At 71.3% G+C, this 2387-nt stretch carries 2 protein-coding genes; one reads left to right on the top strand and one right to left on the bottom strand.

Features of this window, described 5'->3' with window-relative positions; genetic code table 11:
* Positions 1 to 692: helix-turn-helix domain-containing protein (locus AC1D15_RS27345; RefSeq protein ID WP_477828479.1), on the bottom strand; the 692-nt coding region annotated here is incomplete at its 3' end.
* Positions 693 to 823: 131 nt separating this feature from the next.
* Between AC1D15_RS27345 and hemN the strand changes: the two genes are divergently transcribed.
* On the top strand, positions 824 to 2257 hold the full coding sequence (gene hemN, locus AC1D15_RS27340) for an oxygen-independent coproporphyrinogen III oxidase (RefSeq protein ID WP_465113066.1): 1434 nt from the start codon (positions 824 to 826) through the stop codon (positions 2255 to 2257).
* Positions 2258 to 2387: the final 130 nt, after the last annotated feature.

Here is a 2387-nt window from a genome sequence, read left to right as displayed (position 1 = left end):
ACCTCACGCAGAGCCGGCTTGTCGATGATGTCGATCTCGCGCAGACGAACACGCAAACAACCCGACGCACGCAACCGCGTCAGCACATGGCTCACGGTTTCTATGCGCAAGCCCAGGTGGCTGCCGATGTCCTCGCGGCTCATCGGCAACCGCAGCTCGGCCCCCGATTGGCCCCGCTCCAGCGCACGCTCGGAGAGTCCCAGCAGGAACGCCGCGATCCGCGCCCCCGCCTGACGCTGCCCGAGCAGCCGCATCAGCGCATGGTCGCGCACGATCTCGCGGCTCATCAGCTGATGGAAACGGCGCTGCAGCATGCCCGAGGCCGCCAGCGCCTGTTCCACTTGATCGAACGGCAGTTCGCACACCTCCGAATCCTGCAACGCGATCGCCTGGCAGCGGTGCAGCCCCGAATCGATCGCGTCCAGCCCGAGCAGGTCGCCCGGCAACGCGAAGCCGGTCACGCGCCCGCGCTGCGGCGGCGCACCGACACAGGTCTTGAAGGCGCCGCTGCGCACCGCATACAGCGACGCAAAGGTCTCGTCCTCCAGGAACAGCGTGTCCCCCGCAGCCACCGCCCGAACGCTGCCGGCCACGATGGCGTCGATGTCGTCGCGCACCACCGGCAGGCACAGGTGGCGCCGCTCGCACAGCATGCAGTCAGGCTCGGCGGGCAGCGCAGGCAAATGGCTCATCGAAGACATGGCACGACGCGCCGCAGCGCTCCATCGGGTTGAATGGCTCGACGGCATTGTGGAAGGCCGCCCGCAGCCGCCAGTTGATCCAACGCAAGCCGCCGCGGCGCGGCGCGCGCGACAGTGCCGCCATGAATGCCGCACACCCCTCCCCCGCGCTCGACGACGACCTGCTGCGCCGCTTCGACGTGCCCGGCCCGCGCTACACCTCGTACCCGACGGCCGACCGTTTCGGCGAGGCCTTCGACGCACAGCAGTACCAGCGGATGCTGGTGGCCCGCAACGGCAGCACCGCGCCCCTGTCGATCTACGTGCACATCCCGTTCTGCGAATCGGTCTGCTACTACTGCGCCTGCAACAAGGTGATCACGCGGCACCATGAGCGCGCCGTCGAGTACCTCGACGCGCTGGCCACCGAGATCGAACTGCACGTCACCGCGCTCGGCACCGGGCTGCCGGTGTCGCAGCTGCACCTCGGCGGCGGCTCGCCGACCTTCCTGAGCGATGCCGAACTCACGCGGCTGATGTCGACGCTGCGCGGCGCGTTCCGCCTGCTGCCCGACGCCGAGGTCTCGATCGAGGTCGACCCGCGCACCGTCACGCCGCAGCGCCTGGCGCACTTCCGCTCGCTCGGCTTCAACCGCATCAGCTTCGGCGTGCAGGACATCCAGCCCGACGTGCAGCAGGCCGTGCACCGCGTGCAGCCGTTCGAGGACGTGCGCGTGCTGGTCGCCGCCGCGCGCGTGCAGGGCTACGAATCGATCAACGTCGACCTGATCTACGGCCTGCCGAAACAGACGCCGCAGAGCCTCGCCGAGACCGTGTCGCGGATCGCCGAGTTGCGCCCCGACCGCGTCGCGCTGTACGGCTACGCGCACCTGCCGGAGCGCTTCAAGCCGCAGCGGCGCATCGTCACGGCCGAGCTGCCGAGCGGCGCCGATCGCGTGGCGATGCTGCGCGGCGCGATCCGCGGCTTCCTCGCCGCCGGCTATGAAGACATCGGCATGGACCACTTCGCGCTGCCCGGCGACGCCCTCGCCCGCGCGCGCCGCGCCGGCCGGCTGCACCGCAACTTCCAGGGCTACAGCACGCAGCCCGATTGCGACCTGATCGGCCTCGGCGTCTCGGCGATCGGCCGCATGGGCACGAGCTACAGCCAGAACGCGAAGACCCTGCCCGAGTACTACGAGGCGCTCGCGCAGCGCCGCTTCCCGGTGGTGCGCGGCCTGGCGCTCGACAGCGACGACCTGCTGCGCCGCGACGTGATCATGGCGCTGATGTGCCAGGGCCGCGCCGACCTCACGACGCTCGGCCATGCCCACGACGTCGACGGCGCGGCGTACTTCGCGCCCGAGCTGGCGTCGTTGCAGGTGTTCGTGGCCGACGGCCTGGTCGAGATCGACGGCGGCAACGGCGCGACCGTGCAGGTCACGCCGCGCGGCTGGCTGCTGGTGCGCGCGATCGCGATGGTGTTCGACCGCCACCTGCAGGCCGCACGCGCCCGGGTGCGCGAAGGCAAGCACACCGCCGATGCAGGCGGCGCGCGCTTCTCGCGCGTGCTGTGACGCGGCGATGAGCCTCGCGCTGCTCACCGGCGCCGCGCTGCTCGGCCTGRCCGGCTCGGCGCACTGCGCCGCGATGTGCGGCGCCAGCAGCGCCGCCGTCGTGCGCGGCTGCGGCAGCACGGCCGGGCCG

This window comes from Rhizobacter sp. P2_H2, from assembly GCF_056403375.1.
This window is presented reverse-complemented; position numbering and strand designations above follow the sequence as displayed.

Coding starts and splice junctions, on each gene's coding strand:
- hemN (WP_465113066.1), top strand. CDS start 824: ATGAATGCCGCACACCCCTCCCCCGCGCTCGACGACGACCTGCTGCGC.